This window comes from Nocardia sp. NBC_00403 (assembly GCF_036046055.1).
Taxonomy (GTDB): domain Bacteria; phylum Actinomycetota; class Actinomycetes; order Mycobacteriales; family Mycobacteriaceae; genus Nocardia.
Genome location: NZ_CP107939.1, coordinates 503,486 through 528,148, shown reverse-complemented (window position 1 = coordinate 528,148; position 24,663 = coordinate 503,486). Strand labels below are relative to the sequence as shown.

The 24,663-nt window shown below is 65.0% G+C and carries 29 protein-coding genes and 2 pseudogenes; 12 read left to right on the top strand and 19 right to left on the bottom strand.

What is annotated here, in order from left to right; translation table 11 throughout:
• Positions 1–66 precede the first annotated feature (66 nt).
• The 4 genes from OHQ90_RS02275 to OHQ90_RS02260 form a co-directional block, all read right to left on the bottom strand.
• Positions 67–423, bottom strand: a complete 357-nt coding sequence (locus OHQ90_RS02275) for a hypothetical protein (RefSeq protein WP_328406900.1) — start codon at positions 421–423, stop codon at positions 67–69.
• Between the two features lie 229 nt (positions 424–652).
• Entirely contained in the window at positions 653–859 is a 207-nt protein-coding gene (locus tag OHQ90_RS02270) for a DUF397 domain-containing protein (protein WP_328406899.1), read from the bottom strand.
• Between the two features lie 42 nt (positions 860–901).
• Positions 902–1,108 (bottom strand): DUF397 domain-containing protein, encoded by a 207-nt coding sequence (locus OHQ90_RS02265; RefSeq protein WP_328406898.1) that lies wholly within the window; start codon positions 1,106–1,108, stop codon positions 902–904.
• Positions 1,105–1,983 (bottom strand): helix-turn-helix domain-containing protein, encoded by an 879-nt coding sequence (locus OHQ90_RS02260; RefSeq protein ID WP_328406897.1) that lies wholly within the window; start codon positions 1,981–1,983, stop codon positions 1,105–1,107. Before OHQ90_RS02260 ends, OHQ90_RS02265 begins: the two co-directional genes overlap by 4 nt.
• Positions 1,984–2,469: 486 nt before the next feature.
• Between OHQ90_RS02260 and OHQ90_RS02255 the strand changes: the two genes are divergently transcribed.
• The 3 genes from OHQ90_RS02255 to OHQ90_RS02245 all read left to right on the top strand — a co-directional run bounded on the left by OHQ90_RS02255 (position 2,470) and on the right by OHQ90_RS02245 (position 3,691).
• Positions 2,470–2,937, top strand: coding sequence for a DNA-directed RNA polymerase subunit beta (locus tag OHQ90_RS02255; protein ID WP_328406896.1), 468 nt, complete (start codon positions 2,470–2,472; stop codon positions 2,935–2,937).
• Positions 2,938–3,203: 266 nt separating this feature from the next.
• A complete protein-coding gene (locus tag OHQ90_RS02250) occupies positions 3,204–3,458 on the top strand; it encodes a hypothetical protein (protein WP_328406895.1) in 255 nt (84 codons plus the stop codon).
• A gap of 20 nt (positions 3,459–3,478) precedes the next feature.
• Entirely contained in the window at positions 3,479–3,691 is a 213-nt protein-coding gene (locus OHQ90_RS02245; RefSeq protein ID WP_328406894.1) for a hypothetical protein, read from the top strand.
• 112 nt (positions 3,692–3,803) lie between these two features.
• Here the strand turns inward: OHQ90_RS02245 and OHQ90_RS02240 are convergent, their stop codons facing one another.
• From OHQ90_RS02240 to OHQ90_RS02225, 4 genes are all read right to left on the bottom strand, one after another.
• On the bottom strand, positions 3,804–4,319 hold the full coding sequence (locus OHQ90_RS02240) for a carboxymuconolactone decarboxylase family protein (protein WP_328406893.1): 516 nt from the start codon (positions 4,317–4,319) through the stop codon (positions 3,804–3,806).
• 65 nt (positions 4,320–4,384) lie between these two features.
• The gene (locus tag OHQ90_RS02235) at positions 4,385–4,711 is read right to left on the bottom strand and encodes a hypothetical protein (protein ID WP_328406892.1); all 327 of its coding nucleotides are present in this window, start codon (positions 4,709–4,711) and stop codon (positions 4,385–4,387) included.
• A gap of 318 nt (positions 4,712–5,029) precedes the next feature.
• Positions 5,030–5,461, bottom strand: a complete 432-nt coding sequence (locus tag OHQ90_RS02230; RefSeq protein WP_328406891.1) for an IPT/TIG domain-containing protein — start codon at positions 5,459–5,461, stop codon at positions 5,030–5,032.
• 210 nt (positions 5,462–5,671) lie between these two features.
• Positions 5,672–6,313, bottom strand: coding sequence for a histidine phosphatase family protein (locus OHQ90_RS02225; protein ID WP_328406890.1), 642 nt, complete (start codon positions 6,311–6,313; stop codon positions 5,672–5,674).
• A 90-nt stretch (positions 6,314–6,403) separates the two neighbouring features.
• On the opposite strand from OHQ90_RS02225, the gene OHQ90_RS02220 reads away from it, so the two are divergent.
• From OHQ90_RS02220 to OHQ90_RS02200, 5 genes are all read left to right on the top strand, one after another.
• The gene (locus OHQ90_RS02220; RefSeq protein WP_328406889.1) at positions 6,404–7,276 is read left to right on the top strand and encodes an SDR family oxidoreductase; all 873 of its coding nucleotides are present in this window, start codon (positions 6,404–6,406) and stop codon (positions 7,274–7,276) included.
• A 502-nt stretch (positions 7,277–7,778) separates the two neighbouring features.
• Positions 7,779–8,453, top strand: coding sequence for an alpha/beta fold hydrolase (locus OHQ90_RS02215; protein ID WP_328406888.1), 675 nt, complete (start codon positions 7,779–7,781; stop codon positions 8,451–8,453).
• Positions 8,454–8,807: 354 nt separating this feature from the next.
• Entirely contained in the window at positions 8,808–9,206 is a 399-nt protein-coding gene (locus OHQ90_RS02210) for a hypothetical protein (protein WP_328406887.1), read from the top strand.
• 175 nt (positions 9,207–9,381) lie between these two features.
• The gene (locus OHQ90_RS02205) at positions 9,382–9,825 is read left to right on the top strand and encodes a hypothetical protein (RefSeq protein ID WP_328406886.1); all 444 of its coding nucleotides are present in this window, start codon (positions 9,382–9,384) and stop codon (positions 9,823–9,825) included.
• A 146-nt stretch (positions 9,826–9,971) separates the two neighbouring features.
• Positions 9,972–10,337 (top strand): Imm32 family immunity protein, encoded by a 366-nt coding sequence (locus OHQ90_RS02200; protein WP_328406885.1) that lies wholly within the window; start codon positions 9,972–9,974, stop codon positions 10,335–10,337.
• A 231-nt stretch (positions 10,338–10,568) separates the two neighbouring features.
• On the opposite strand, the gene OHQ90_RS02195 is transcribed toward OHQ90_RS02200, so the two are convergent.
• The 7 genes from OHQ90_RS02195 to OHQ90_RS02165 form a co-directional block, all read right to left on the bottom strand.
• Positions 10,569–11,483, bottom strand: a complete 915-nt coding sequence (locus tag OHQ90_RS02195) for a D-alanyl-D-alanine carboxypeptidase family protein (RefSeq protein WP_328406884.1) — start codon at positions 11,481–11,483, stop codon at positions 10,569–10,571.
• A gap of 261 nt (positions 11,484–11,744) precedes the next feature.
• Positions 11,745–12,911 carry an MAB_1171c family putative transporter gene (locus OHQ90_RS02190; RefSeq protein WP_328406883.1) on the bottom strand — a complete coding sequence of 389 codons (1,167 nt, stop codon included), beginning with the start codon at positions 12,909–12,911 and terminating at the stop codon, positions 11,745–11,747.
• Between the two features lies 1 nt (position 12,912).
• Positions 12,913–13,425, bottom strand: coding sequence for a hypothetical protein (locus OHQ90_RS02185; protein WP_328406882.1), 513 nt, complete (start codon positions 13,423–13,425; stop codon positions 12,913–12,915).
• Positions 13,426–14,508: 1,083 nt separating this feature from the next.
• On the bottom strand, positions 14,509–14,808 hold the full coding sequence (locus tag OHQ90_RS02180) for a hypothetical protein (protein ID WP_328406881.1): 300 nt from the start codon (positions 14,806–14,808) through the stop codon (positions 14,509–14,511).
• Positions 14,809–15,039: 231 nt separating this feature from the next.
• Positions 15,040–17,130 carry a glycosyltransferase family 39 protein gene (locus OHQ90_RS02175; RefSeq protein WP_328406880.1) on the bottom strand — a complete coding sequence of 697 codons (2,091 nt, stop codon included), beginning with the start codon at positions 17,128–17,130 and terminating at the stop codon, positions 15,040–15,042.
• Positions 17,130–18,398, bottom strand: a complete 1,269-nt coding sequence (locus OHQ90_RS02170) for a bifunctional glycosyltransferase family 2/GtrA family protein (RefSeq protein WP_328406879.1) — start codon at positions 18,396–18,398, stop codon at positions 17,130–17,132. Before OHQ90_RS02170 ends, OHQ90_RS02175 begins: the two co-directional genes overlap by 1 nt.
• A 71-nt stretch (positions 18,399–18,469) precedes the next feature.
• On the bottom strand, positions 18,470–19,120 hold the full coding sequence (locus tag OHQ90_RS02165; protein ID WP_328406878.1) for an SAM-dependent methyltransferase: 651 nt from the start codon (positions 19,118–19,120) through the stop codon (positions 18,470–18,472).
• A gap of 224 nt (positions 19,121–19,344) precedes the next feature.
• Here OHQ90_RS02165 and OHQ90_RS02160 point away from each other — a divergent pair, with 224 nt between their 5' ends.
• Together OHQ90_RS02160 and OHQ90_RS02155 are read left to right on the top strand one after the other, a co-directional pair.
• Positions 19,345–20,106 (top strand): SDR family oxidoreductase, encoded by a 762-nt coding sequence (locus OHQ90_RS02160; protein ID WP_328406877.1) that lies wholly within the window; start codon positions 19,345–19,347, stop codon positions 20,104–20,106.
• Between the two features lie 97 nt (positions 20,107–20,203).
• A complete protein-coding gene (locus tag OHQ90_RS02155; RefSeq protein WP_328406876.1) occupies positions 20,204–20,338 on the top strand; it encodes a hypothetical protein in 135 nt (44 codons plus the stop codon).
• A 22-nt stretch (positions 20,339–20,360) separates the two neighbouring features.
• Here the strand turns inward: OHQ90_RS02155 and OHQ90_RS02150 are convergent.
• The 4 genes and pseudogenes from OHQ90_RS02150 to OHQ90_RS02135 all read right to left on the bottom strand — a co-directional run.
• A pseudogene (locus OHQ90_RS02150) lies at positions 20,361–20,588 on the bottom strand (2Fe-2S iron-sulfur cluster-binding protein); the annotation flags it as partial.
• A gap of 74 nt (positions 20,589–20,662) precedes the next feature.
• Entirely contained in the window at positions 20,663–21,511 is an 849-nt protein-coding gene (locus OHQ90_RS02145; protein WP_328406875.1) for an SDR family NAD(P)-dependent oxidoreductase, read from the bottom strand.
• A gap of 14 nt (positions 21,512–21,525) precedes the next feature.
• Positions 21,526–23,073, bottom strand: coding sequence for a flavin-containing monooxygenase (locus tag OHQ90_RS02140; RefSeq protein WP_328412474.1), 1,548 nt, complete (start codon positions 23,071–23,073; stop codon positions 21,526–21,528).
• A gap of 2 nt (positions 23,074–23,075) precedes the next feature.
• Positions 23,076–23,360, bottom strand: coding sequence for a hypothetical protein (locus OHQ90_RS02135; protein ID WP_328413467.1), 285 nt, complete (start codon positions 23,358–23,360; stop codon positions 23,076–23,078).
• A gap of 170 nt (positions 23,361–23,530) precedes the next feature.
• Here OHQ90_RS02135 and OHQ90_RS02130 point away from each other — a divergent pair.
• Positions 23,531–23,865 (top strand): annotated as a pseudogene (locus OHQ90_RS02130) (DUF4873 domain-containing protein).
• Positions 23,866–23,886: 21 nt separating this feature from the next.
• Positions 23,887–24,612, top strand: a complete 726-nt coding sequence (locus tag OHQ90_RS02125; protein WP_328406874.1) for a TetR/AcrR family transcriptional regulator — start codon at positions 23,887–23,889, stop codon at positions 24,610–24,612.
• The last annotated feature ends 51 nt before the right edge of the window (positions 24,613–24,663 follow it).

Here is a 24,663-nt window from a genome sequence, read left to right as displayed (position 1 = left end):
GCCTGCGGCACAACACTTTGCGCAGGATGGTTCCGAGCTTGCACGTGGCTCAGTCCCTGCCGACGATCAGCAGAGTCCTTGTTGCTGGAGGTGTGCGGCATCGATCGCGTAAGACGTGGAACCGATGAATACGCCGAGGAGCCCGCCGATGATCGCTCCGGGGATGGCGCCGATGAAGAAGAGTGGCAGGCCCACGATTCCACCGAGGACGGCGCCTATCGCCGCGCCTACCGCCGTTCTGATTTCGATGGTGTCACCCATCAACAGGCACTTTTCGATCTCGGTCGCATGCGGGGTCGGCTCGGATGCGGCGGCGATCGGATCGGGCGATTCCGCTGATGCGGTGGACGCGAATCCGATGGTGAGTGCGATCGCGACCAGTGCGCCGACAACGGTTACGGCGAGTCTCGTAATGGTTCTCACGATTCTCCTGATTGTTCGGTGTTGGCACGTGACCTGATGGGTGGCTGCGGGCCCCGACTGACGTCGTCACGTTCGGGACCATCATTGCTGGAGTCCGCTGCCCGCGATGGGTTTTCGAGATGAAAGCCTCAGATAGAGGAATGCGGTGCGGAGACCGCATCCCACTCGGAATACAAAGAAGCCCTGCACCTCAACGATCAATCGAGGTGCAGGGCGGGGTGTTCCAGGGCTAAGGGTGGGTGAACTCGCCGTCTTGCACGCCACCGGTGAAGGCTTCCCACTCGCCAGGAGTGAAGACCAATGCCGGGCCAGTCGGGTTTTTCGAGTCGCGCACCCCCACCATGCCTTCTCCAAGCCAGGCCACTTCTACGCACTCCGAGCCTCCCTGGCTACGGCTGCTCTTGAACCACTTGGCCCCGGACAGATCAACGTTCACGTTGCACTCCCTTGCTACCTGGCGCAGGCTGTTGCTTTTGGGCTAGTGGCTGTCGAACTCGCCGCCATGCACTCCAGAGGTGAATGCTTCCCACTCACCCGGCGTGAACACCAGCGTTGGGCCCGTCGGATTCTTGGAGTCACGCACCCCGATCTTGCCGCCATCGAGGAACGCGACCTCTACACACTCTGCGTTAGCCGAACTCCGGCTGCTCTTGAACCATCGTGCTCCCGACAGATCGACACTCACCGGGTCAACTCCTCTGCAATCTCGTGGATGAGCTGTCGGCTTTCGCCCTCATCCAGCGCTACGCCCTGGATCCCAGCATAGGCGTCTCGGTATTGATCGACCTCGTCTGCCTTTTCGAGGTAGAGAGAGCCCGTGATTCCCTGGATGTAGATCACGGGAGGCTCGGTGAGCTGCGCGGTTGGGTGACGCGGGAACTCGAGGAGGATGAAGGATCCCGTACTCGCGCCCTTGTGTAATCCGGCTGCTAGTGGCACAACTCGGACCGAGACGTTCGGCAATCGGTCTGCCTTCGCAAGGTGGGCGAGCTGAGCGGCCATGATTTCCGGTGAGCCCGCCAAGCGACGCAATACTGACTCGTCGATCAGTACGTTTACCTCGAGCGGGTTGGACCGGCTCTCCAGGCGCTCCAGCCTGCGGGTGTGGATTTCGATGCGCCGCTCGACCTCGTTGGTCGGCATCGACGGATATTCGGTCCAGATCACCGCTCGGCGGTATTCGGCCGTTTGCAGCAGTCCGGGAAGCAGCGTCGCCTGATACGCGCTGAACCGTTTTGCGGCATCTTCAAGGCCGACGTAGAGGTCGAAGTGTTTCGGGATCGTGTCTCCGTAGGCGTGCCACCACCCCTTGCCTTGCGATTCCTCGGTCAGCCCCAGGAACACGTCCGTCGTCCTGTCATCGACGCCGTACATCTGGGCAAGGTGCGTGATGAACAGCGGATTGATCCGGGTCGGTTGCCCGGTCTCCATCCTCCAGAACGTCTGTTTCGATACGCCGATCGCTCGACGAGCGGCATCCGGGCCGATTCCTGCCGCTTCCCGCTTTTCCTTGAGCAGGCGGGCAAGTATCCGTCGCGGGAGGGTCGAACTAGTGGTCATAGTGTCGGCTCCAAAGGTTCGCTAACGACTCTCGTTCGTCTGGGAACCAGTCTGGGCGTCGCATGGGAAATTGGGATACTCATTGGCGAAAATATGACGGGGAATGTTCCAAATCTGCGGTAGCAGTGTTGAACTGGATGAGCGCCCGGTAGAGAGTTCCTCCCTTCGCTCGATTCCTCTCTTGCACCCAGACAGGCACCGAGATGTCGCGGGGCTGGGCGCGCCTAAGCCGTAGTAGTCGATGCCCCGGAGGTCGGCAGATGCCGAACAGCGAGCTTCCGCAACGAGAACCGCTCATCGGTCCGTCTGTCGCCTATGTGGGCGCACGAGCCGATGTAGTCGCGAGCTTCGCAACCGCGTTGCGCGAGTGGGCAGGCCCACCCGCGGCCAGAGAACCGCCCTGTGTCGGGTATGTCGAGTCCCCGCCACAGGGCGCACCCAATCCACTGTCGATATGAGCAGAGGTCAAACCCGATGGACCACATTATGTTTGGTGATACCCCGGTATCCCGATGCATCTTCTATCGCCGGGTATGCGACCTGCCCGCGAACATCGACCCGCCGAGTCTGGGCCGCATCATCATGAAGGCAACGCACGTCTGGGCGTTGACGATGCCCACGCCACTCGGGCAAGCCGTCAAACACGACATGGGTCGTCGCGGTGCCGCTGTCGGGCCGATTGTGGCGCACCCACGGTCGAACAGGTGGACGTACCTGATCCGGCCCGACGTACCCGACGATGTGCCGCTGTTCGCCGATCTGTTCCGGCACAACGTCTCCGTCATCCGCGAAGGCGGAACGGTGGCCTTGCCGTCGCCCACTCCCCAGTCGGGGGCCATCCGGCAGTGGATCGAGCCACCGCGTGACACGTTCCGCCCCTCCGGGCTTGTCGTCATCGCATCGATTCGCGCGTGTGTCGCACCACGCAGAATGCGGGCGGTGTCGCATGTTTGAAGGCGATGGCAGCCAGGGGATGAAACGGTTCTATTGCGGCAGTGCAGGATTCGATCTGGAGGGCGCACTGATTCAGGTACGGTGCCCGCGTCACTACTGCCTGAAATCGGTGTCGCTGATCGGAGGTCGGATCGAGATACACACGGGTGGTGATCCGCTGGCCCGCTGTACCTGGTCAGGTGTTCGGGTCGTCGATAGCCGTGACGCGCTGGGGAACGCCTGGCCTATCAGCACCCGATCCGACACCACGGCGAGAGCGTGAACCGATGTCCGACATGATCCGATACCTGCCGCCCGGCGAGATCGCCCCTCATGTGCGGGCGCTACTCGCGGTCTTCCACGAGGACACCGCCCACAAACTCGCGATCGCCCCCACCGACAGTCGGCCCATCGTCCACAGGTCCGACGGCACTCTCTGTGCCGTCGACGAGAACGGCTGGCCCGAACTGCACGACAACCTCGACGAGCTCGAAGCGATCCCGGTACGACCCACCAGCGTTCGAGACACGGAAACACCTTGAGCCCCAACGGTTCTTCCCCGATGCCGGACGAGGCGGATGTCCACCTGAGCGTGTTCCTGCACGGTGTGCGGCTGGATTTCGTCGCGTGTGTGACTGCGGCCTTGCGGTTCGTGGAAGAACACCGATCACGCCACTACATGGATGCAGTGAACGTGATCCCCGGCGACACAACTGGGTTGGCGCGACTACCCAACGAACGATTGTTTCTGGAACCGACGGTCGACCCTGAATAGGTTGGACGGCGAGTCTGTCGAGTTCCGAAGCGAATCAGCCTCTGCGAAGAAGTAACTCACCAGGTTGAATTGCGCGTCGTCGGCGGTTGTGGTCACGCGGTGTGTTGCAGTCCTATCGGTAGCCCCGTTTGAGCAGGTACTTGGCTCCTGCCTCGAAGCCCGCGGGGCTGAGCAGTTCGAAGCCGAAGGCGTCGGCGAGCCGGTCGGTCGTGTTGAATGCGGCGCAGACCGCCAGCGCGTCCTCGACCTGCCGGCGTGTGACACCTGTGGACAACACTTCCCGCATGTCCTCGACGCCGATCGTTCCTGCCCTGGTCAGATTGCCGAGCATCCGCAGTGTCGCCCGCAGCCCGTCGTCGATGGGTGCCGATTCCACGTCGGACAGCACCGCTCGGACCTTCGCGCCGTCCTGGTATGCCTGCCCTGCGGTCGCGGTGTGTGCGCCGATACAGAACGCGCTTTCGTTGACCTTCGACACGAAGGCCGCCATCAGCTCTCGGTCGGCGACCGGCCAAGCGGACGGCCCACGCATCGCGTCGTGGGTGAACTTCTTCGCCCAGGCACCGTAAAAGTCGGGCCGGTAGAAGACCAGCCTGGCGGCGTCCGGCACCGGCTGGCCAGAAAACACCCGAATGAGTGTAAACAGCAACTTGGTTCCGGGACTGTAGCCGCGGTTCAGGATGTCGAGTCGCATTATTCGGCCTCCGCGCTGCCGATTGCTTCGGCCAAGGCTGCCAGTCCCGCGTCGTAGAGCCGGGTGGACTGGCCAACCGCAGCGGATATCACCAGTTCGAAGAGCTGGTCCTCGCTGAAGTCCGATGCCTTGGCTGCAGCGAAGTCCGCGTCGTTGACCTGCGCCGGCCTCGTGGCGACCTTGTCGATCAGCGCGTGCAACGGCGCGGGAACATCCGCGTTGCGGAAGGCGCGGGCGCGCAGGTCCGGAGATGCCGTGCCCTTCCCGTTGAGGACGCGGTCCACCAGAGCGCGGTGTCCGGCTTGCTTGTTGTCCTCATGTGACACAGCGGCCTCCGCCTCTCCTCCAGGCCAGCTATCTGCCCTCACCTGCACAACGATAGGCGCGTCGCAGCACGGCACGGCGCGTTCGGCACGCGCGCGGTCGCCGGCATTACAGGACGTTCGGTACGGCGATCGGCGAGTTGAGGTTATTCGGCTTCGGAACTCCCTGCGGCCGCGTTGAGCTTCCGCTTACTGGTGGACTACTCGGATCGAAGCGGCTGTGCGGCAGGGTATTCGGGCTTACTGGCCTGTCGTTCGACATGCAGATTTGCGGTTGTATGTCAGCAAGGTCGAGTTCCGAAGCGAAGTACCCGCGGACCACTACAACTGAACGGGCTCCTGCTGCGCTCGAATGAAGTCGTCCCAGAGGATATCCGCCATGCGGCGATGCGTCACATCAATCTCGGCGGCGCAGCTGCGAACCATCGTTCGGGTGCCTCCGAATGTTCCTGTGCTGCGCGTAGTGTCGCTGTCAGGAACCACGCCGTGAACCTCCGGAACCATGGATTCTTTCCCGCCGACGACGATGAAGATGTGGAACGTGCCGGTCGTGCCCTTTGTGTCAGGACTGACCAGCGTGATGCGGCTATCACTGTCCACCGTGTACTTCTGCACGTCGTATTGCTTCGAGTTCTGATCTTCGAAGAACACCCGGCTGGCTCCTTGGAAACCCCGCCCGGTCACGATGACCTCGGTACCGCCACTTACCAGGGCCTCGTCAGTGCTCAGTTTGGTGATTTCAAGCATCGACATGTCCTCCTCGTATCACGAGCTGCTCGGTGCGGTAGCAACTAGCGTGACAGTCCGGCGGAGGCCAGCGCATACGATTGGCCCAAAACCTACGGTGAGCTGCGGATTCGAGTACGGCGTGCCCGACCTCCCGGCCCGCGTCGTCTCACTCGGACCCCAGGGTTTCGGGACTGATCGACTGGCCGGATACGGTCGGATGATCAGCCCGTTTCGTCACCGTTCAGGTCTGATCGGTGTCAGGTGGGAGGTGTCGGCGAGGCTGAGCAGGGCTCGGTTGCGCCAGTAGTCGTCCAGGCGCAGGTGGGTGATCGCGCCCGGTGTTGTCGCGAAGGATGCGAATCCGACCGCGTCGACGGGGATCTGCATCCAGGTGGTGATGACGAACGTCAGCGCGTATCCGTGAGTGACCACGACGTGGTCATGAACGGTGTCGGTCATCAGTTCGCGTATGCATGCCCCGACCCGGGTTGCGACTTCGCGCCGGGTCTCGGCACCGAGGATGGGGCCCCGGTGGTCGAGCCGGTTGTCCTCGGGTGCAGGCACCTGCCGCTGTGCGAGCCAGTCGTTCGGTCGGCCTTCGGCCTCGCCGAAGCTGATCTCGCGAAGCCGGGGGTCTGTGGTGACGGGGGCGGAGAGTGTTGTGGCGAGAATCGTGGCGGTTTCGGCGCATCGGGCAAGGTCGGATGTTGTGATGCGGATCGGCCGCGGTGTGTCGCGGCGGCGTTTCAGCTCTTCGGCAACCAGGTGCGCATCGCGTCGGCCACGCGCAGTCAGATGCGAGTCGTGCCACCCGCCAACAAGATTGAGTTGCGTGTGCTCCGCGTGCGGGTGGCTCACCACGTAGACATCCTGCATGAACTCTCCTGGTTCGGCTGGTGTAGCCGTCGTAGAAATAACGAATTCTCGTGATGTGGCGAGATGGTCTTTACCGGAAGTGTTCATGTCATGAGCAGCACAGAGATTCGCCCCTCCCGCCCGACCGTTCTTGTCACCGGCGCGACCGGCGCCGTCGGCCGCCACCTCGTCACCACCCTCCTCGCCCGCGGTGCCGCAGTCCGCGCCCTGACCCGCAAACCCGAGGACGCGATCCTGCCCGAGGCGGTCGAAGTCGTCGCGGGCGACCTCGCCGACGCCTCGACCCTCGGCCGGCATGTGTTCCGGGGCGTCGATCGCGCCTTCATCTTCCCGGCACGCGGCATCGACGTTTTCCTCGACGCGGCCGTCGCCGCCGGCGTGCACCGCTTCACGGTCCTGTCCTCGCTGGCTGCGGCGATGGAATTTCCCCGTGACCGCGGCTCGGCAAGCCAGCTGCACCACAGCGCCGTCGAAGCCGCCATCACCGATCGCACCGACGCGTGGACGATCCTGCGCCCCGGCATCTTCGCCAACAACCTGCTCGAATGGCGGTGGCAGATCAGCTCGGGCGCACCCATCCGCGCACCGTACCTGGCATCCGCGCAAGCACCGATCCACGAATACGACGTCGCCGATGCCGCCGCCGAAACGCTGCTGTCCGACGACCACATCGGGCAGATCATCCCGATCACCGGTCCGCAGGCACTCACCCGCACCGAGCAGGTCGCCACGATCAGTGCGGCACTCGGCCGACAGCTCCCCCTGACCGAGATCACCCCCGACGAATTCCGCGCCGAGACAGCGCAATTCATCCCCCAGCCGATCATGAAAATGCTGCTCGACTACTGGAGCGACACCCTCACCACCCCCGACCAGGTACGTCCCGCCACCGCCGTGACCGGCAAGCCCGGACGCACCCTGGCCGAGTGGGCCACCGACCACCGCGCCGACTTCGGCGCCTGACCACTCCACCGACCGTGCGGCCCAGCAACCCAGACCGGGCCGCACGGTGTAGTCATGCCGGTCCAAGGAAAGGATCGGTCGCGCCACCAAGGGCTGAACCCGAGTCACCATCCGACGCACCGCCGCGACACAACTCGACCGACACATCGGTCGGGTGGTGTCGAAATTCGCGGCCGGAAACGGGCCGCAAGCGGCCTGACTGATGCCCGAATTCGCGATCAACTGACTTGTCCTATCTCGTTGAAGGTGAGGCAGTCTCGTTGATTTGAGGTATCCGGCGCGTCGTCTCATTTGGTTGAGGCACGGGTCGTCAGGGTGTGGCGTTCCAACAGTGACGACTCCGGGCATGCGTGATGTCAACGAGGCGGTCCGGTCGAGCTCGAGGGGCGCTCTTTGCGGCTGCTGAGGTGTTCGGTTCGAGGAAGTCGCGCCGGTGCGGGGCTTCCCGCCATGCCCGATCGCGTTGCGATGAGTTCGGCGGCCGTGCGTCGTCTACTTCGGTATGACCGCGAAGTTGCGCAGATTTGTCTTGATCCCGGGTGCCGGCGGGGTCGGTTGGTATTGGAGCCGCGTGGCGGCCGGTCTGACCGACGCGGGCCACCGCGCAATTCCGGTCGATTTGCCGGGTGACGACGAGGGCTCGGGGCTCGCGGAATACCGCGATATCGTGCTCGAGCACGCGGTAGACGGCGACGTGATCGTGGCCCAGTCGCTCGGTGCGTTCACTGCGGGCCCGGTGTGCGAACAGATCACCCCGTCGGCACTGGTGTTCGTCAACGCGATGATTCCGATGTCCGGTGAAACGGCGGGACAGTGGTGGGACCACGTCGGATCAATCGACGCCCGCAACGCTGCCGCCGACGCCAATGGCTACAGCCGCGAATTCGACCTGGAGACATACTTTCTCCACGACGTCCGACCGGAGATTGCGCTCGAGGGAGAGCCGTATCAACGCCCCGAGTCCGATCGGGTCTTCGCCGAGCCGTGTCCCTTCGGCGCTTGGCCGCAGGCGCCGATCCATGTCCTGGCCGGTGCTGATGACCGCTTCTTCCCGGTCGCTCTGCAGCAACGGGTCGCCCGCGAGCGGCTCGGACTCGAAGCCGACATCGTCCCCGGCGGTCACCTCGTTGCCTTGTCGAACCCGGGCGGCGTCGTCGACTACCTACTCAACCGTTGAACTGTCGGGTCATCAACAGTAATTACGTTCCCGAACCTGCCGACCCGTTTCCGTGCCTGCGTCGATGAAACAGCCATCTGCCTCAGATCGGCGAGACGAATCATCAATTCTGCCGTCTCACGCAGTTGAGGCACCGTAGATCGGGAACGTTTCGGTGCCTCAGCTTCAACGAGACACGACATGCCTCCCGAATTCACGACTGAAGCCAGATGGCCGATCGTGGTGTCAGTGGAGGCGTCAGGCGTGTGTCAGGTCGGTGTCAGTCAGCCCGGCAACAGTGTGTCCATCGAACAAAACGACCGGCACCGACACGGTACGGGTCGCTGCCACAACCGATTACGAGGAGCACACGACATGACCATCACCCTGACCGACCAGGACAAGGCCACCCTGCGCACCGCCGCCTACGGCGCGGTGTCGCTGCTGGCCGCCGCCGGTGCACCACACAAGGGCATCACACACGGCTCCATCGCCCTGACCTCGGCGACCGGGCTGGTCGGGCACGTGCTCGCCGCCAAGTCCAAAGACATCCACCTGCCAGGCAAGTCCGTCGCCGAACTCGCCGACCAGGTGCTGCCTGCCCTGACCGCAGCCATGAGCCTGCTCGGCACACAGCATCCGGGCGAGGCCGACAACTTCCGCGACACCGTCCTGGTCGCCGTCGAAGCCGCCACCGGGCCCGGCAAGGGAGAACCCAGCCCCGCCGTGGCGGCGATGGCCCGCAAGATCACCGCGGCCCTCGACGCCGTCTGACGGTGCGGGACCGGCACAGCACAGCTGGCAGCCGTGTCGAGGGGTCCACTCCGGACCCCGCGACACGGCCACCGACCGTCGAACCCCGGGGTTCGGCTGCGTGGCTGTTGGAACCGCGCGGTATGCGGCAAGAAAGACGTTCTGCGTGTCGGTCCGGGTGGCTTAGGATTCGGCGGTGGCGGACTTCGTATTTGAATCCGCGCCGTACTCGGTACGTTGCGGCGACTGCCGGACGGTGTTCGAGTCCTCGGTGACCGAGGCGCTCGTCGGCGACGATCACCGATGGGATCTCGAGGCCCAGTGTTCAACCTGCGGAAGCACCTGGTGGGAATGTGGCATCGATCCGGCACCGCCGCGTATGCGTGACGCACTCTTAGCTGCGAACGGACTGACGGTGCTTCGAGTCGAGAAGAGCAGTGTCGCACCAGCATTGGTGATGAAAGCCCTCCGTGTCGCGCGATCGCTTTCCCTGGCGGAAGCACGTTCCATGGCCGACGAACTCTTGGGTGCCGGGATCGAGGGAACGCTGGTTGAAATGGAAGTCATCGCGCGGCTACTGCGTGCGTCTGGGGCTACGGCGAGCACCCGGAAACCGGGAACAGAAGTCAGCTCCGATTGAACGCACGCTCATCGGTGCGGGTTCAGGCGGACATGCCTGGCCAATGCCACACGGGGAGTCGGCCCGGCCGTGCCCGATCCCGTACTTTTGTCCGAACTGCACGCCTGCGCGGAGGAACTGGCCCCGCTGCTGTCGTAGGGAGAGGTATGAGGGTCGAGGAGTTCAGCGACGGCATGGTCGACGTCAGCGGTTCTGCGGAGGAGTTCGAAGGTCTGGCCGCCGTAGTGGCTCGGGGCGAGGGGAGGTTCGAGACCGAGGATCTCGCGGCTGTCGAAGTCGGTTCGGACGCTGGTCCTCGGCTGCTCGTCCAGGTCGTCGCGCAGCGCCGGGTCCTGCTGCTGGTGGGGGACCGGGAGAGCCGAGCGCTCCTTGCGGAGGACCTCCGCAGCGTGGGGTCCATGACCGACGGCGGGCATCAGCACATCGAGTACTACGAGGACTTCGGCTACCTGCGGAAGGGTTCGGCGCCTCTGGTGCTCAACAGTCCGCACGGAGGCATGCCGCAGCCGTAGAGCCGATCCTCGGACTCGATGGTCAGCATCGGTGGCTACGGACCACCGAACGGTAATCCGCATGAGCGCTCACTCGCGCCGGCGATCGTCAGTGCCTGTGACATCGGCTCGGCCATCAACTTGCGGCCACCCGAACCTGCCGAGATCTCGACTCGAGACGGGCATCCTCCGCGTCGGACTTCTTGGCTTGGTGCGCACCGGGATCCGCAGGCAAGCCTGCCGCATTCGGCGCTAGCCGATCGGCAGCGCGCTCAGGATCGGGTTGTAGGCCCAGTTCAACATGCGCTCGGCGTCGTCCTTTGCCGCGACGTCACTGTCGGGTGAGCTGTGCAGGACAACACCGATCAGCGGTATTCCTGCCCTGACGGTCTGGAACAACAGGCAGGTTCCCGCAGCGTCGGTGTATCCGGTTTTGATGCCGACAGTGCCGGGATAGTCGCGCAGCATCCTGTTCGTGGTCTGCCAGAGGTGAGCGCGGTTGCCCGGGCCGGCGGGCAGGTGATAGCTCTGCGACCCGGCGATGTCGCGGAACACCGGCAGGCTCATTGCGCGCAGGCCGAGGGCCACCAGGTCCGCCGGTGTGGAGTAGGTGGAGTGGTCGTTGGGGGCGGGCAGCCCGCTGGGATCGGTGAAATGTGTTCCCGCCAAGCCCATTTGATGCGCGGTGTCGTTCATTTTGGCGATGAAGCCGTCTTGGCCGGGCCCGTAGGCCTCGGCAAGGGTATAGGCGGCGTCGCAGCCGGACGGCAGCATCATCGCGTAGAGGAGCTGTCGCGCGGTGAGCACCTCGCCGGGGACCAGGCCTGCGTTGCTTCCGTCGTACTTGGTGTCGTAGGCGATGATTTCTTGCGGCACGGTAATGGTCCGGTCGAGGTCGCCGGCGTTGATCACGACCAGTGCCGTCATCACCTTCGTGATGCTGGCTATCGGGACCGGGGTGTGCGGCTGTCGCGACCACAGCACCGTGCCGGTGATTCCGTCTGCCAGTGCTGCTCCCGACGCCTGCACCGCGCCCGGCTCAGAAGTCAGCCAGGGCAAGTGAATATGGGTTTCGCTCGCGGCGGGGGCGGCCGTGACGCCCTGACCGGCGACCACGACCAGCGCCCCGACGACGGCAGCCTGCAACAATCGAGCAAATGTCCGCATGGCCGCATTCTGCCGTGGGTTCCCGTCAATCAGTGGGATTTCACCGACTGGATTACCGCGCCGCGCCGGCGATAGCATGCAATCGGCTAATCCAGGATGCGCTGAGCCCGACGCTTCTCGCGTGCGACCGCTCGCTTAGCGGCATGGCCATGCCGATCTGCAGACAAGATCGGCGCTACATCGCAGAATTCGATCCGATCACCGCACGGCGTCGCCCGGCCACCGCATTACCTCAGGTGGTTCGAGGTTGACGGCGCGCCGCTACGGCGACTTTGTCAGGCCGCGGACGTGCGGCCATGCCTTGGCAAGTGCGAGTAGCTGGCGCAGCTCCGCGGTGAGGTCCCGTGCCCCCGGTTGGACTTGGTGCCGGGGCGTGAACCGGCTCGCGCTCGGGGGGTGCCCGGCAGCTTTGGTGGCAATGGCCTCGGCGATGCGGCGGGCATAGATATGTGGGTCACCGCCGGTGGCGGCCAGATCGTCAGGGCTGTCGCTGTAGCGCTTGAGATGCAGCAGGCTGTCACGGATCTCGACCGTCATGCGGTGCAGACGGATGGCCGGGTCTGTTCGGCCGTTGTGGTCGCGCCGCATCTCTAGGACGATTTCGGGTACGGCTGCGGTGAGATCGGCCCACATCGGCCACAGGCGGCGGCAGTATCGGCCGGTGCGGTCCCATCCGATGTGGGTGAGCAGGGTGCTGATCAGCGGCACGGTGATCGTGGCGGTAGCGCCGACGGCAGAGAGAAAGAAGCCGCTCCATGCTTCCCAGTGCATCTCGGGGTCGAATGACGGTTGGCCAGTCATGACACTGATGATGGTCCCGAGCGGGTATCCGACCGCTACGATTCCCATGCCCACTATGGTGCCCAGGACCGCTGTGTACAGTGCACGTTCCTGCCAGGTGGTGCTGCCTGCGGCGCGCATCTCGCCCACACATACCCGGCCGAGGAGCAGGGCTGTAGCGCCGAGCGGCAGGGAAAACGCGATGCAGACCACGACAGCTGGCCAGCCGAGGGCTTGGTCGATCAACTGGTCGGCGTGGCGGGCGGGCGTCCCTGCGATCAGGATGACGGCGGTGGCAGTGATCGTGACGAGGTAATAGCGCCACTGCCTGCGCCACGTGTGGGCGGGATCGGCGCCTGCCCACAACTTGGCAATGCCGTAGATATTCGAGACGGCCAATACGGTTGCTCCCAGCGAGAGCTGTCGGGCGATGTTCACCACGTCGCTGTCATCGCCGGGCAGCAGCCAGGCCAGTGACTGTTCGAACCATGCCTCCCGCAACAGGTGTTCGATGAGAGCGGCGGCGAGCGCGCGGTTGATGAGCCGGTCGATGATGCTGTCCCGCAACAGCCACCACCGGCCGGCGAGCACCAACGTCATACCTGTCAGGACGGGCCAGGTGATCAGACCCGGGATCGGGGAGGTCATCTCATCGATGCCGGTTTCGGAAGAACGTCGAGCGGAACCGGCTCGCCGACCGCTTCGGCAGCATCGCTTCGACCAGCAGCAGGTCGGCGAAGGTTTCGGCGGCGTGCTCGCGCTCACTGCCGTAGTCTTGGCGGCGCAGTACGCTGCGGATGGTTTCCAGCGACAGCGAGGGCATCAATTCGCGCAATGGCGGATCAGCCGCGGCACCACCGGGACCGCTCGCAGTCCCGCCGTGGCCGAGCAGCATGTGACCGATCTCGTGGGCGATGATGTGATCGGCATGCCATTCGGTGTCGGCCCCGTACATGATCACGTCGTCGCTTTCCCTGGCAATCCACAGGCCGCTTCCGGTGCCGCATCCGTTACCCAAGAGCGCGCCGACGTCGATCGGGCACAACGTGATCGGCCGTCCCCGGTACTCTGCCACCCGCGCGATGTATTCCGTTATGTCCCATGGGTGGGGGATCGGTACCAGGCGACCCAGCTCCTCGAATCGCGCGGCGAGATCGTCCACTACGCCTTCCCCTTGTTGATCACGTGACCTATATCGATATTGCGGCGAGCGTAGTCGCCTCCGGAGCATTGTCGCGGAAGTGGCTTGTCGCGCAAGATTTCTCGGATCCGCCTTCGGCGGATCGGCCGCAACATCATCGGCCTCGATTCGCTCACTACTCGAGCCGGCTCTTGCGCTGGTCGTACCGATCCATCTCCTCTTCCTTTTCCACTTCAGCCGGATTCGGCGATCGACGCTGAGAATGCGTGAGGTTCGGCCGCTGTGGGAATACGAGAAGCTACGCCAGAAAGACGACCCTGCCGTAGGTCGCGGAACCTGTGCCTGGGAAGAAATGAGGGAGCCCCAGGCGCATGAATTGCTTCAGAGGCGGCACTGGGGCGTTCACACATAGGGTGACAACTGCGAGTGATGGGGAACTATGTCGCAGCCGATGGGGGACCTGCTCTGGGAGCCGAGGCTCGATCGGTTTCTGAAGGCTGCCGGTAGTGATCGTGACGCGTACGCGTGGTTCAGTCGAACTGCCGCAGCGTCTTTCGAGGTGGTAGGTCACCTCGAGGTGCTGTTGCCGAACGCCCCCGACCGGGAACTCCGTACTGGCCAGGGGCCGCGTTCAGCAGTCAGAGCCGGAAGATCCGCGCACCCACAGCCCACCCGGCGCTGGACCAGTTCGGGCCGAAGCAACTCACCGTGCCCGCTTGTCCGACAGGCAAGTCTTGGCGTGTCGTGAACTGGCCCACGGCCGGCGGATTGGCTGCGAGATTGTATCCGATGCAATCGATCTCGAGTCGGTAGGTGCCCTCCTCGCCCCGGCACACACCGTTGTAGGAAAATCCGGCGTTCATCGACCCCTCACAGCCCGGCGCGGCGGCGGCGGCTGTTCCGGCGGTTATCCCGGTCAGGGCGACTGCCGCAATGGGAGCGGCCAGGCATATGGCTACTGCTCGAGCCGAGGTTCGCATGGGGAGCTCCGATCATTGGTTGTCGTTGATTACATGGGATGTATCCGAAATTATGTCGCGGCACGTTACAAGGTCGCGGCTGCGATAACGCGGCGATCGATATTTCCGATCAAGCCCTCGACTGTCAGAAGAAGTAGGCGGACCCCGATGAACTGCCAGTCCCGTAACCCATGCTCACAAGCCAATTCCGAAAGGCGATCAATGCGCCGCCGACCGGCCCCGGATCGGTGCACGAACCGCCGACGGAAGAGAAGGTGCAACCGTCATTCGCCACCGGCGACGGACCGACCTGGCTGATGACGACCTGTCCGCTATCGGCCGAAGCCGTGGCAGACCCGGACAGCACACCCGCAACTACCGCACCGGCCAACACCAGTCCACTGATTCCGCGTTTCCACTGCACGTTGCTATTCGATGTCGACATGGGTGCGAAACTACCGCGCTTGCGGTGAAACCCGTGTCTCGCAGTGCCGCCAAGCCTGGGGGCTCGGGGTATGTGAAGGCGGGCAGCGCTGCCGCGCGCCGAGCTTCGGTCGATCGGGTGCCCAGCAGCGGAGAGCGGAGTCGGGCGGCGGCGCGAATGGATCGCGCCGACGCCCATGCCGCGACCGTAGGATCGGGCGAATCACCTTGTGTGCAAAGAGATCTCGGTCTTTCAGCGTCCGACTGTCAGGTCATACATCGTGACGCCGTCTACATCGACAGCAGTGAAGTTCTCCTGCACCCACTGCGCGATCTGGGCGCTGGTCGAGGTGCCGGAGGAACCCGGCCCGCGGCCGCCACCGATGAAATAGTGGATCTTTCCTTCGGCCACATACTGCTGGAACTGGTCGAGATTGGGTGAGGGGTCGCTGCCGTTGAAGCCGCCGATCGGCATTACCGGCAGTTCGGTGGCCAGCTGGAACCCGGCTGCGCTATTGGAGCCGACCGCGGCGGCGACCCAGGTGTAGTCGCTTCCGTTCTGTTCCAGCTTCGTGACCATCTGATCGCTCGGCTTGCTGGCCATGAGCATATTGCCGGGCCCACCGTCTTGGCCTCGGCCGCCCTGCATGCCGGGTGCGCCGCCGCCACCCGGTGTAATGCCGCCCCCACGCATCCCAGGTGCGCCGTTCGGTCCGGCCGCAGTTCCGCCGTCGGTCCGCCCACCACCATTCGGAATCCGGCTGTTGGGCTGTGAGTTTCGTCCGTCCGCGCCCGGCATCGCACCGCCGGGTCCGCCGTCCGGACCATTCATCCCGAACGCGCCCTCGCCCCACGGCGGACGATGCCCGCCCCCGACATTCGGCCCCGCGGAGGGAATCGCCCCCGCATGCCCTGTCGCAATAGTGTCGACGGTGTAGGCGACGGGCCCGGCCAGCCCGACGAACGCGACAGCCAATGCCGACCCGATCGCAAGCTTGCGGGGTGCGGGGAACGCGACGGCGACCGTCGCGATCACGCCGACAACGAGCACCGCCCACCGTAGCCATGGCACGAAGCTTTCACTGCGCGACAACAACATCCACGCAGTCGCCGTGGTGAGTCCAACGGCGAGCGCCAGTGCCGATCGGACCCACAATCGGTGCCGACCTCGCCACAGCAGCACCACGCCCGCGCCGGCCAACGCGGCGACGGCCGGCGCGAGGGCCACCGTGTAGTACTGATGGAAAATCCCCGCCATGAAGCTGAAAACCAGCCCGGTCACCAGCAGCCAGCCACCCCAGAGGACGAGTGCCGCGCGCTGCTGATCGGTGCGAGTGGCCTTGCCGCGCAGCAGAATTCCGACGACCAGAGCGACAAGTGCGGCCGGGATGAGCCAGGCGATCTGACCACCTTGGGCGGGCTCGAACATGCGGGTGATCCCGGCGCTGCCCCACATTCCGTTGCCGCCCGCGGGCAGTTCACCGCCGGGACCGACGCTGCCGCGCTCATTGCCGTTCAATCGGCCCAGGCCGTTGTAGCCGAGGGTCAGGTCGAGGATCGAATTAGTGTGCGAGCCACCGATCCACGGTCGTGACGAGGCAGGCCAGAGCTCCACGATCAGCAGCCACCAGCCCGCTCCGGCGATCATCGCCGCGCCCGCCGCGAGCAGCTGCCAGATCCGCTTGCCGAGCTTCGGTGGACCTGCGATCAGATAGGTCAGCGCCAGCGCGGGCACAACGAGCAGCACCTGCAATTGCTTGGTGAGGAACCCGAATCCGATCAGCACGCCGGTGAGCACCAGCCAACGAGTGCGCCCGTCCGCCACCGCACGCGTCATCGCCCATGCCGCCGCGACCATCAAGAACACCAGCAGCGCATCCGGATTGTTGAACCGGAACATCAGCGCCGCGACGGGAGTCACCGCGAGTGCCAGTCCGGCGAGCAGTCCGGCGGCCGGGCCGAAGGGCCTGCGGACCGTCGCCCACAGCAGCGCCACCGAAGCGACGCCGAGCAGTACTTCCGGAACGAGAATGCTCCAGCTGTTGAGGCCGAACGCACGCACCGACAGTTCCATCAACCACAGCGAGGCGGGCGGTTTGTCGACAGTGATCGAGTTCGCGGCATCCGAGGAGCCGAAGAAGAACGCCTTCCACGACACCGAACCGGCCTGCACCGCGGCGGAATAGAACGAGTTGGCCCAGCCGCTCGAGCTGAGATTGCACAGATAGGCGGCCGCGGTGCCGATCAGCAGCACGGCCAAGGCGGGGTATTCCCACCGGATGTCGCGTTTGCTGGGCGGCTCGGCAACCGTCGCGGCCGGCCGCGAATCGATCAGTGTGGTCATTATCGGAGACCTCCTTCCTCACCGTGGGCCGCGGTGTCCAACACGCGTCGATCGGCAGGGTTCCGGAAAACCCAACGTAGCCCGACGAATCGGGTCAGCGTGGCGATCAGATTGGCCATCACCAGCACGAACAGCTCGAGATGGACCGGCGCATCCGGGGCCCAATGATGCAGCGTGAACAGCGATCCGCTGGTTAACGCCAGGCCGATTCCGAAGATCACCAAACCCTGGAACTGGTGCGACACCGCCCCGCGCACCCCGCGCACCCCGAAGGTGAAGGCACGGTTGGCGGCCGTATTGCCGACCGCGGTGATCAACAGCGCGAGGAAGTTGGCGGGCTGCGCACCGATGAACGATTGCAGGACAACGTAAAGCAGCAGGTAAGCGAGGGTGCTCGAGATCCCGACAATGGCGAAGCGTACCAACTGACCGACCATGCCGAGCGGCACGCCCGCCACCAGCGGCTCGCGCCCGATCGCGCGGCGCAACTCCTCCAGCGGCAGTGCACCGGTCGCCAGCGCCCGACCGAGTCTGGCGATGCCGAGCAGGTCTTTGCGCGCCGTGTCGACGATGTCGACGCGGCTGTCGGGGTCATCGATCCAGTCGACCGGCACTTCGTGAATGCGCAGCCCGGCTCGCTCCGCCAGCACGAGCAGCTCGGTGTCGAAGAACCACTCACCGTCCCGTACCAGCGGCAGCAACCGGCGCGCGACCTCGGTGCGCATCGCCTTGAATCCGCACTGCGCATCCGAGAAGTGCGCCTGCAGTGAGGCTTTCAGTAGCAGGTTGTAGCAGCGGGAAATGATCTCGCGCTTGGGGCCGCGCACCACGCGCGACGACGCGCTCAATCGGGTGCCGATCGCGAGATCGGAATGCCCGGTGATCAGTGGGGCGACCAAGGGGAGCAGGGCATTGAGGTCGGTGGACAGGTCGACGTCCATGTAGGCGACCACCTGGGCGTCGGATTGCTCCCACACCGTCCGCAGCGCTCTGCCCCGCCCTTTGTCGTCCAGATGCACTACTCGCACGTCGTCGAGTTCGTCGGCGAGCAGCCGTGCGACCTGCATGGTGTCGTCGGTGCTCGCATTGTCGGCAATGGTGATGCGCGCCGGGAACGGAAATCCGGCGCGCAGGTACTCGTGTAGCCGACGCACGCATACCCCGAGGTCGGTCTCCTCGTTGTAGACGGGGATCACCACATCCAGCACGGGGGCGATCACCGCTTCGGTCGGCTCCGCCCGGTGCACGGCGGTCGCGGTTTCGGTCATGTGGACCACCTTCGACACCCGCGCTGGTGTGGAGCTGGGCCCCAGCTGTGAGGTTGCTGGGTACCCGGGTCCTACCGGAGGCGTCGAATGCGCACGACAGTGTCGGCCCGGTGCCCGCTCTGACCGTCCGGCCCGGTCACCTCGCGCTGGACTTCGTCGGTCGTCTCGACCTGCCAGGCCGTCGTGTCGAGGCCGAGTCCGTCGATGACCTCCGGGATCGTCGGGAAGTGCACGTCGAAGGGCGCGTCGTGCTCGTGCACGAACGACGGCCACCCGGCGTGACCGGCGATCAGCAACACCCCACCGGGCGACACCGCCGCCGCGGCCCGCCGCAGCACGTCGGTCCGCTCATCGGCCTGCGCGACCGGCGAATGGAAGAACTGCGCGGTCACCAGATCGAACGACCCATCCGGAAACGACTGCGCCAGATCGTGTTCGGCCCAGACGATCCGGTCCCCGACGCCTGCATCCTGTGCATGCCCTGCGGCGCGCCGCAAGGCGGTCGCGGACACATCGACCGCGGTGACCCGCCATCCGTGTCCGGCCAGCCAGATGGCGTCGCCGCCTTCGCCGCAGCCGAGGTCGAGCGCAGTTCCCGGTGTCAGGTCGGCAACTTCACGCACCAGCAGCGGGTTGGGATTCCCGGACCAGACCTGGTCGCGGTCTCGATAGAACTCCTCCCAGAACTCCTGGGTGGCGTTCGATTCAGAGGTCTCGGTCATGGGTTGTGCTCCTGTCGGGGTCGCAGGCGTGTGGTTGTCCACCGTCATCGAATGATGGCCGCGCGGTGCTTTCCCGGGCCACTTTCTTTGCTGTTTCGGCAAATCATGGCGATGGTGACGGGGCACTCTATGGACCCGCTGTCACACTCCGGCCGCCTGCGCAGTCATCTAGGCAGAACCGCCAACGAAGCGATTGGGATGACTCCCGGTCCGCCGAGAGACCAATGACCTCGACCATCCTGCTCACCGGCGGCACCGGCACCCTCGGCGGCCACGTCACGCCGCTGCTGCGGGAGGCCGGCTACCGGATTCGGCTGCTGAGCCGCAGCACCCGCGAGGCCACCGAGGGCATCGAATACGTGACCGGTGACCTCCTGAAAGGCGAAGGCATCGATGCGGCGGTAGCCGGTGTCGACACCATCGTGCACCTTGCGGGCGGCCCCAAGGGCGATGACATCGCCACGCAGAACCTGGTGCAGGCCGCCGCGGCCGCGGGCGTGCAGCACTTCGTACACATCTCGGTCATCGGCGCGGACACCATCCCGCTCGGGTACTTCAAGGCCAAGCTCGGCGCGGAGCGCGCCATCATCGAGTCCGGCCAGCCGTACACGATCCTGCGGGCCGCCCAGTTCCACGACCTGGCGCTGAAGACGGTGCAGGCGATGGCGAAGATGCCGATCGTCCCGGCTCCCCACGCGATCCGGTGGCAGCCGGTCGATTCGCGTGAGGTGGCGGCCCGCCTGGTCGAGCTGGCGAACGGCGCCCCGGCCGGTCTGGTGACGGATTTGGCCGGCCCCACGGTATACACGCTGCCGGAGCTGATCCGCAGCTACTTGACGGCCGTCGGCAAGCGCCGCCCGTTCCTGCCGATCCGGGTGCCGGGCAAGGCGGGCAAGGCTTACCGTGCGGGCGTCAATCTCAATCTCGACAACGCGCGAATCGGCAAGCGCACTTGGGAGGACTTCCTCACCGAACAGCTGGGCTGAAAATCCGCTCTCCAGCGGAAAGCCGGGCTCCGAGCCCTCCGCCGTAGCGTACGGTCGGGGGATCGGGACCGTTCAGGTCTCCAATCGAAGGACCACGATGTCCGATAAATCTCCGCGCAGTGGCATGACGAAGAAGTCCGGCAAGTCTCTCAAGGAAAAGCGAGCGGAGAAGAAGGCCAAGTCGGCCGGTGATGCGAGCACCGAGGCCACCTTCCTGCCCAAGAAGCGCTGACCGCGGGATCGTCCTCGGCCGGTTAGTCGAAGTCGATCTCGACGTGGTCGGTCAGCGGCACCGACTGGCAAGCGAGGGTGAGGCCGAGGGCGAGGTCGGCGTCGACGAGAGTTTCGTTGCGCAGCATGCTGACCTCGCCCGCGCGCACCGTGCAGGCGCAGGCGCTGCATTCGCCGGCACGGCGGGAATAGGGGGCGTCGTAGCCGTTGGCCGGCAGAGTGTCCAACAGTGTGGACGTTCGCGGCCATGGTAATTCGGCGTCGGTCTCCTTGATCACTTCGACGATTTCCAGGGTGCGCACGTGCGAATTCGCCATCGCCCCGCCTACAGTTGGATGCCGAAACGCCCTGCGGCACGGCGGCCCAGCCGGTAGAGCGGCACGCCGAGGTCCTCGTAGCTCGGGCCGAGAATCCGGGGAATCAGATCGAAGCCGCGTGCGTCTGCGCCGATCAGCACCCTGGCCTTGTTTCGCTGTACGCCGCGCAGAATGATCTTGGCCGCCGAGTTCGGCCTGGTCATGGTGATGGATTCGAAGCCGCGCCGCACCACGTCGATGTCGATGCCATCGGGAATGCCGCGCGCGTTCACCGCGATATTCGTCTTGACCCCGCCGGGGTGCACGCAGGTCACGCCGACCGGGTGCCCGGCGATCCGCATCTCCTGCCGCAATGCCTCGGTGAAGCCGCGCACCGCGAATTTCGCGGCGTTATAGGCGCTTTGGGTCGGCACGCCGATGAGGCCGAACACCGACGACATATTGACGATATGTCCGTCTCCCGAGGCGATGACATCCGGCAGGAAAGCCTTGGTGCCGTGCGCGACGCCCCAGAAATTGATGTTCATCAACCAATCGAAGTCCGACCACTCCATGTCCTCGACTTTGGCGCCCAACGCAACACCGGCATTGTTGATCACCAGATTCACGCCGCCGAACTCGCCGCGCACATCGTCGGCATGGGCGTACACCGCCGCCCGATGCGCGACATCGAGTTCATAGGGAATGGCTGTCGCGCCCAGCTTTTCGCAACGACCCGCGGTATCGGCCACCGCGCCGGTATCGATATCCGACAGCGCGAGCCGCGCGCCCCGCCGCGCAAGCTCCAGCGCGAGCGCGCGACCGATCCCGGAGCCCGCACCGGTGATGACAGCAACTTTATTATCGAAGCTCTTCATGACCTGTCCTCGCGCTATGACGTGATCGAAGTGGGGAACGACTGTGCGGGAAGGTCTTCCAGCACAATGGTCGGGCGAACGATGGGACTCGAGCTCGGACCGAAGAATTCGTATTCCGCGGGGTCGATTCGCCGGGTCTGCCGCCAGTACTCCCAGGTGAAGCCCGACCACAGCGTCCGGTTGTTGCCGTGCTCGTCCAGATACCAGCTCTTGCAGCCACCGGTGTTCCACACCGAGCGGGCCAACCGTTGCTGTAGCCGCGCGTTGAACCGGTCCTGCGCCGAGCGGCGCGGCGCCAGCGCCACTGCGCCCTGCTCGCGCAACTGCCGCATCGCCTGCAGCACATAGTGGATCTGTGACTCGATCATGAAGATGATCGAGTTGTGGCCGAGCCCGGTATTGGGGCCGAGCAGGAAGAAGGCATTGGGCATATCGGCCACCGTGATACCGCGATGGGCCTGCACGCCTTCCTCGGTCCACCGCCGCGCCAGGTCGACGCCACCGCGTCCGGTGATCGAGAGGCTCGAGAACGAATCGATGACGTGGAATCCGGTGCCGTAGATGATCACATCGGCCGGGCGCTCGACGCCATCGGCGGTGACGAGGCCCGCTGCGGTCAGGTGGTCGATGCGCTCGGTCACCAGCTCCGTCTTGGGATCGGCCAGCGCGGGATAGTAGGTGTCGGAGCCGAGCAGGCGCTTGCAACCGGCCCGGTAGTCCGGCGTCACGCGGGCGCGCAGCACCGGATCGGCGATCTGACGGTTGATGAGCCGCTTGCCGACCCACTCCACGGCCCGCAGTAGATCGGGCCGCCGGTTCATCGCATAAGCGCCGACCTCGGCGGTCCAGTAGATCCCGTTGCGCACCGCGAAACGCAGTCCGGGCACCCGGCGCAGTGCCCGCCGGAACCCTTCGGAGAAGACCACATCCGACCGCGGCAGCACCCACGGCGCGGTGCGCTGATACACCGTCAGCGCGGCCACCTGGCCGACGATCTCGGGCACGAATTGGATGGCGCTCGCACCGGTTCCGATCACCGCGACCCGCTTGCCCGCCAATGGGACATCGTGGTTCCACTGCGCGGAATGGAAAGCCGCGCCGGCGAATTCCGCGCTGCCGGCGATCTTCGGAATGCTCGGCACATGCAGCGCACCGATCGCGGAGACGATGAACTGTGCGACGTACTCCTGGCCGTCGACGCTGAACGCGTGCCACCGCTGCTCGGTGTCGTCCCAATAGCTGCGATTCATGTGCTGGTGGAACCGAATGTGCTTGCGCAGACCGTACTTGTCGGTGACCTCCTTCAAATAGTCGAAGATCTCCTGCTGCTGAGAGAACAGCCGCTGCCAGTCCGTGCGCGGTTCGAACGAGTAGGAGTACAGGTGGGTCGGCACATCACAGGCGCATCCGGGATAGGTGTTGTCGCGCCAGGTTCCGCCGATCTCGCCGGCCTTCTCCACAATGAGGTAGTCGCCGATCCCGGCCTTGTCCAGCGCGATGGCCATGCCGAGGCCGGAAAAGCCGCTGCCGATGATCAGCACTCTGGTGTGCACGGGCGCCATGCTCACGCCGCTTTGCTGTCGAGCTCGTCGAGGATGTCCTGCGGCACGGTGCGCGAGGGCTTGTAGAGCAGCCGTGTCACGGTGCCGTCGAGCATCCCCACCTTGGCGGGGTCTGGCGCCGCGTCCCAGTCGATGTCGAGATCCGGGTCGTAGGCGCTCTCCGCCGTTGCGGCGAGCAGCAATCGCCGTGCGGTGTTCTGCCGATCGCCGGTGCGGCGGCGTCGGTGCACGGCAGCACCGGACGCAGTAGTGGCAGGTCGGAAGCTGTAATCGTGGCCGGACGTCATTGTCCCCAGCTCTCTCCGCTGATCTGCGGAATCGTAATATCTAATACCTGAGGTACCCAATACCGACAGTTCCGTGTACATTTACGAGTGTGTCGCACGTCTCATCCGATGTCAACGCGGGGGTGTGCGTTCGGTTTTCACCGCTACGGCGGGATCCGGAAGGAGTCGAGATGAGCAGCGGTTTCGCCGGCAGCCCACATACCGGATCGGACTACATCGGGCCCGCAACGATCGTCGTGCACGACACGGAAATCCCGGTCCTGGTCGAGCTGCGCGGCTACCGCGAGCCGATCGACGGAATCTTCCGCTGGTTCGGCCGCATTCGGCCTAGCGACGAACTTCCCTCCGCCCTCGGCGACGAAGCACGGACCAGGGTGACCATCCGTACCGAGCGCAGCGCGCGAGAGGTTTCGTCGGCGATCCCGACCCGTGGCGCCGCTTCCGGATCATGGGCAAGAGCACGCCGCCCTTCCGTGTTCCTACCGAGTTGTCCGAGGTGGAGTAGGTGGTTGGTACGGTCGATTTCGTGACGCAACGCGGCCGGGACACTGATGAAGCGCCGCCCAAGCGCGTCGATGCTCGCACCGAACGGTGGCGCGAGCATCGCAAGAAGGTGCGTGACGAGTTCGTGGACGCGGCATTCCGCGCGCTGGACAAGTTCGGCCCCGAAGTCAGCATGGGTGACATCGCCAAGGAGGCGGGTGCGGCGAAACCCAAGCTGTACCGGCATTTCGAGGACAAAACCGATCTCTACAACGCCATCGTCGACCGGGTGCGCGACATGCTGTGGGAACGAATTATTTCCAGCATCGACCCGACCCACGATTCGGCCCGCGAATTGGTTCGCCGCGGCGCAGCCGAATACGTGCTCGTGGTGACCGAGCATCCGAACGTCTTCCGCTTCATGCTGCACAGCCACTTCACTCAACATGCCGACGAATCCGAGCGCGCCTTGCAGTCCGCCCGCCAATCGGCCAAGCGCGCCGCCGAGCTGTTCGCCGGAATGCTGGCGGACAAGTCCGTCGAGGTGGCCAGCGTGGAGCTGGTCAACTACTCGATCTTCGGCGCCGTCGCCTCGGCCACCGACTGGTGGCTGGGCGCGAACCGCCTACAGGCCAACGCGATGCCGATCGAGAAGTTCGTCGCCTACCTGGCCGAGATAATCTCGGCCCTCGCCGAGGCGAACGCCCGTCTCAACGGGATCCTCATCGACGCCGATCGACCGTTGCACCAAGCATTTTCGAGTGTATAAGCCGTAGTGAACCACCGGTAGCGCCGGCCGCGAGCGCGCTATGACGGCCGG

Bases quoted from the DNA above. Each gene is read 5' to 3' on its own strand.
- OHQ90_RS02195 (WP_328406884.1), bottom strand. From the start codon at position 11,483: ATGCGGACATTTGCTCGATTGTTGCAGGCTGCCGTCGTCGGGGCGCTG.
- OHQ90_RS02220 (WP_328406889.1), top strand. From the start codon at position 6,404: ATGAGCAGCACAGAGATTCGCCCCTCCCGCCCGACCGTTCTTGTCACC.
- OHQ90_RS02260 (WP_328406897.1), bottom strand. From the start codon at position 1,983: ATGACCACTAGTTCGACCCTCCCGCGACGGATACTTGCCCGCCTGCTC.
- OHQ90_RS02175 (WP_328406880.1), bottom strand. From the start codon at position 17,130: ATGACCACACTGATCGATTCGCGGCCGGCCGCGACGGTTGCCGAGCCG.
- OHQ90_RS02225 (WP_328406890.1), bottom strand. From the start codon at position 6,313: ATGCAGGATGTCTACGTGGTGAGCCACCCGCACGCGGAGCACACGCAA.
- OHQ90_RS02140 (WP_328412474.1), bottom strand. From the start codon at position 23,073: ATGGCGCCCGTGCACACCAGAGTGCTGATCATCGGCAGCGGCTTTTCC.
- OHQ90_RS02230 (WP_328406891.1), bottom strand. From the start codon at position 5,461: ATGTCGATGCTTGAAATCACCAAACTGAGCACTGACGAGGCCCTGGTA.
- OHQ90_RS02160 (WP_328406877.1), top strand. From the start codon at position 19,345: ATGACCTCGACCATCCTGCTCACCGGCGGCACCGGCACCCTCGGCGGC.
- OHQ90_RS02180 (WP_328406881.1), bottom strand. From the start codon at position 14,808: ATGTCGACATCGAATAGCAACGTGCAGTGGAAACGCGGAATCAGTGGA.
- OHQ90_RS02250 (WP_328406895.1), top strand. From the start codon at position 3,204: ATGTCCGACATGATCCGATACCTGCCGCCCGGCGAGATCGCCCCTCAT.
- OHQ90_RS02200 (WP_328406885.1), top strand. From the start codon at position 9,972: ATGAGGGTCGAGGAGTTCAGCGACGGCATGGTCGACGTCAGCGGTTCT.
- OHQ90_RS02255 (WP_328406896.1), top strand. From the start codon at position 2,470: ATGTTTGGTGATACCCCGGTATCCCGATGCATCTTCTATCGCCGGGTA.
- OHQ90_RS02135 (WP_328413467.1), bottom strand. From the start codon at position 23,360: ATGACGTCCGGCCACGATTACAGCTTCCGACCTGCCACTACTGCGTCC.
- OHQ90_RS02245 (WP_328406894.1), top strand. From the start codon at position 3,479: ATGCCGGACGAGGCGGATGTCCACCTGAGCGTGTTCCTGCACGGTGTG.
- OHQ90_RS02170 (WP_328406879.1), bottom strand. From the start codon at position 18,398: ATGACCGAAACCGCGACCGCCGTGCACCGGGCGGAGCCGACCGAAGCG.
- OHQ90_RS02145 (WP_328406875.1), bottom strand. From the start codon at position 21,511: ATGAAGAGCTTCGATAATAAAGTTGCTGTCATCACCGGTGCGGGCTCC.
- OHQ90_RS02155 (WP_328406876.1), top strand. From the start codon at position 20,204: ATGTCCGATAAATCTCCGCGCAGTGGCATGACGAAGAAGTCCGGCAAG.
- OHQ90_RS02210 (WP_328406887.1), top strand. From the start codon at position 8,808: ATGACCATCACCCTGACCGACCAGGACAAGGCCACCCTGCGCACCGCC.
- OHQ90_RS02215 (WP_328406888.1), top strand. From the start codon at position 7,779: ATGACCGCGAAGTTGCGCAGATTTGTCTTGATCCCGGGTGCCGGCGGG.
- OHQ90_RS02190 (WP_328406883.1), bottom strand. From the start codon at position 12,911: ATGACCTCCCCGATCCCGGGTCTGATCACCTGGCCCGTCCTGACAGGT.
- OHQ90_RS02165 (WP_328406878.1), bottom strand. From the start codon at position 19,120: ATGACCGAGACCTCTGAATCGAACGCCACCCAGGAGTTCTGGGAGGAG.